Origin of the sequence: Thiohalocapsa halophila, assembly GCF_016583825.1 — a bacterium.
Lineage (GTDB): Bacteria > Pseudomonadota > Gammaproteobacteria > Chromatiales > Chromatiaceae > Thiohalocapsa > Thiohalocapsa halophila.
In genome coordinates, this window is sequence record NZ_NRRV01000139.1 from 1 (window position 1) to 3,795 (window position 3,795).

The 3,795-nt window shown below is 57.7% G+C and carries 2 protein-coding genes; both read left to right on the forward strand.

Going from position 1 to position 3,795, the window contains the following annotated elements; genetic code table 11:
• Positions 1 to 1,016 (forward strand): HAD-IC family P-type ATPase (locus tag CKO31_RS25310; protein WP_207148113.1); only part of this gene is annotated, 1,016 nt, incomplete at its 5' end.
• A 442-nt stretch (positions 1,017 to 1,458) separates the two neighbouring features.
• Positions 1,459 to 3,669: a heavy metal translocating P-type ATPase gene (locus CKO31_RS25315; protein ID WP_200243461.1), complete on the forward strand. Its 2,211-nt coding sequence runs from the start codon at positions 1,459 to 1,461 to the stop codon at positions 3,667 to 3,669.
• Positions 3,670 to 3,795: the final 126 nt, after the last annotated feature.

The window sequence follows — 3,795 nt, forward strand, 5'->3', positions numbered from 1 at the left end:
TCCTGACACACCTTTCTTCTGCCTCTAGGAAGATGCTGCTGATCAAGGACGGCCTTGTTTTGGAGAAGCTGCAATACGTGGATACGGTTGTTTTCGATAAGACCGGTACCCTGACCGAACAGCAGCCCCATGTCGGAAGAATCTATAGCTGCCATGCCGGGTACAAGGCATCCGCGATTCTCTACTACGCAGCGATTGCCGAGCACAAACAGAGCCATCCGATTGCCATGGCGATAATGGAGGAGAGCGAGGCGCTTGGTCTGATATTGCCATCGGTGGATGACACGCATTATCAGGTCGGTTACGGGATCTGCGTGCACGTCGACGACGAAGTCGTGCGAGTGGGCAGTGGCAGGTACATGGAGCTCGAAAACATCCAGCTAACGGATGAGATGATAGCACTTCAGGCGGCGGGCCATGCTCGGGGTTATACATTTGCGTTTGTCGCCATCGGCGAAACGATCGCCGGGATCATCGAGCTGCATCCGACTGTGCGCCCGGAGGCCGAGCGGATCGTCAGCGAACTGAAACAGCGCGGGCTTACGACCTACATTATTTCGGGAGACCACGAGGCTCCAACCAAGGCGCTCGCAACCGAGCTTGGCATCGACGGATTTTTTGCCGAAACGTTGCCGGAAGACAAGGCGATTCGGATTTCGCAGCTTCAGGAGCAAGGCAAGACGGTATGCTTCATCGGCGACGGTATCAACGACGCGATCGCGTTGAAAAAGGCGGATGTCGCCGTGTCGTTGCGAGGGGCCGCGTCCATTGCAACAGACACTGCGCAGGTTATCCTGCTCGAAGGGAATTTACGCCAAGTCGCAAGTCTGTTTGAGCTAAACGATCGTTTGCAAAAAAATTTCAGGAACAGCGTCTTGTGGGACGTCGTTCCGAACGCGACGAGCATCGTCGGCGCGTACTTTTTCCACCTGAGTGTCTATGGGGCCTTGGCTCTGTACACTGTCGGGCTGGCAGGCGGGGTTGTCAACGGCATGCTGCCATTGCTGAAGAAATAGGGGAGGGCGCGCGAATGTCCAGCGGCTAAACGCCGGGCGCGGAGTCGCGTCACCGCGCTCGGTGTATGGAAGTGCTTGCCGCATTATCAGTCAGTGCGGCGCTCACATCGCGCCTTGACCGATCTGAGACCCTCGGCCAGCGTTGTTTTGTCGGTCAATGCCCGGTAATCGGAGCGCGCACCGGTCATGTCGACGTGATTGCGAGACTACTCGCCAAGGCGGTCCGGTACTGAAGTCGCTTCCCATCGGTATGGCATCAACGCCGGAGAGACACACCACTGAAGGTGCCGGGTGCCTCGGTTGTGAAGGATCTTGGCGCCGTCCGCTTCGATGAATCGAAGCCTTTTTTTGTCGATGGTCGATGGTCGATGGTCGACGGTCGATGACGTTCCGCGCTGGCTTCAAGCGGCGCGAATGATCCTGAGAAATATCGGAGGCGGACATGGTATGGGCCCTGGGCGTTGTCGTTGCGGCATATGTTGGCGTCAGACTGTTCGAGGTCACGGAGAATATAGCCGTTAATCAGAAGCTGCGGAAGCTGACGAAGCGGGTTTCGCGGAAGCAACGCAAGCCCCGGGTTCTTGGTGGGCTTGCTGCGCCCGCTCATGATGAGACTGATCGTCATAAACACTATGTGATCGTGAGCGGCGTTTCCATGGGGACCGCCATAGGCAGGTACCTCTATCCGCCGCTGACGATCGTGACATTGATCTTGTTGGCTTACGTCGCAATTCCTTATATCAGGCAAGCAGAAACCTCGCTTGTCAAAAACAAGAAGGTCGACGGCTACGTTCTGTATGCTATCGCCGATATGATGATGGTGTGGCTTGGCGCCCTTGTATCGGCGGCGATTGGCATAGGGCTACTGCATGTCTCGAGGTTTGTCCTCTCCAGTGCCAAAGACCGATCCAAGGAGCTAGTGGTGGATGCGTTCGCCAGGCGTCCCAGGCAGGTTTGGATATTGAGTGAAGGCGCCGAAGTCCAGGTACCGCTGGACAGCGTGCGCAAGGACGATATTGTCCTCGTCAACACCGGCGAGGTCATTCCTGTCGACGGCGTCATCACGGAAGGCTTCGCCTCTGTCGACCAGCAGGCGCTCACCGGCGAGTCCCGGCCGGCGGAGAAGTTTGTTGGTGAGCTGGTGTTTGCGTCGACGATTCTCATCTCCGGACGCATCCTGGTGCAGGTCGAGCAGTCCGGACAGGAGACCACGGTTGGCAAGATCAGCGACATTATCAACAACGCGATCGATTTCAGGAGCAGCTCAGAGCTGAAGGGTGAGCAGTGGGCGAACGGCTATACCCTGCCCCTGATGGTCGTGTCGGCAGCCGTGTGGCCCTTCCTGGGGCCGGCGGCTAGCGTTGGGGTTCTTTATGCTCACATAGCAAACACCATACGGGTCGTCGCCCCGCTGTCGACGCTCAATTACCTGAATATCGCGCTCAGGGAAGGGATTCTGATCAAGGACGGCCGGGTCCTGGAAGATATCAAGAATCTCGACACCGTTGTTTTCGACAAGACCGGAACCCTGACGCAGGAAATACCGGAGGTCGGCCGCATCCTGCTGAGCGATGTGGAATTCAGCAGGGATGAGCTGCTCTTTTACGCTGCGGCTGCGGAATATCGATCCGCACACCCGATCGCCAAGGCGATTCTTAAGAGGGCGGAAGAAAGAAATTTGCTGCTGCCGGAGATCGAGGAGTCGAGCTACAAGATTGGCTACGGCGTCTCGGTCACCGTCAATGGGAAGTCGGTGCTGCTGGGAAGCCGCCGCTTTATGGAAATGAACGGTCTTAGGGTCGCGACGGAGATTGAACAGGTCATGGAGACGGCCTACGCGGAAGGCCACACCGCGATCCTGATCGCAGTCGACGAAAAGGTGCGCGGCGCCCTAGAGCTGTATACCTTAGCTCGTCCGGAGGTGACAAACGTCTTATGTCAACTGGAGAACATCGGCGTAACGCACAAGGTGATCATCTCCGGCGATCACGAGCGACCCACCAGGGCCTTGGCGAACACCTTGGGGATGGACGAATACCACTACGATGTACTGCCGGGCGACAAAGCCAATATCGTGGCGAAGCTGCAGCGGGAAGGGAGAAAAGTGGTTTTCATCGGAGACGGGGTCAACGACGTGCTCGCGATGAAGAAAGCGGAGGTGTCGATCTCCCTGAGTGGCTCGACGGCGATCGCGACCGACGTGGCTCGGATCGTTCTGCTGGATGGGACGCTCTCGCATTTGCCCTATCTCTTCCGGCTTTCCGCGGGGCTTCACAGAAATCTACAAAGAAGCCTGGTGATCAACGTGATTCCCAGTACAGTTGCGCTTTACGGCGCGCTGTTCCAGAACTTTGGGATTTTGACATCGGTCCTGGTGAGCCAGTCCCCGCTGGTACTTGGTGCGGCAAACGCGTACATTCCGTTTAAGGAGAAGCGCGAAGAGATCCAGGAGGCATGCGTGGAAATCGAACATCCGGACGACGCCGAGAAGTTCATGGGGGGGCACGCGACCGCAAAACGGGCATGGCTGCCGGCGAGCATCCACGCCCTGCGTTCTTGGGCAACCTATCCCGGCACCCTGTACCGTCGCTATGTCAACAGACGCGAGGCGCGCGGTCAGTCTATTGACCGGACTGGAGCCGATGCGGATTAGCCGGAGGTCGCTGAGCCAAAAGAATGTTCAGGCACCATTCAAGCGTGGCTGTTGTGGCCGTGCCGAACGGAAACCGCCGCTGTCGTGGGTTCCCTGTCCGGGCTAGGCCTCCGGCTCTCACTAACC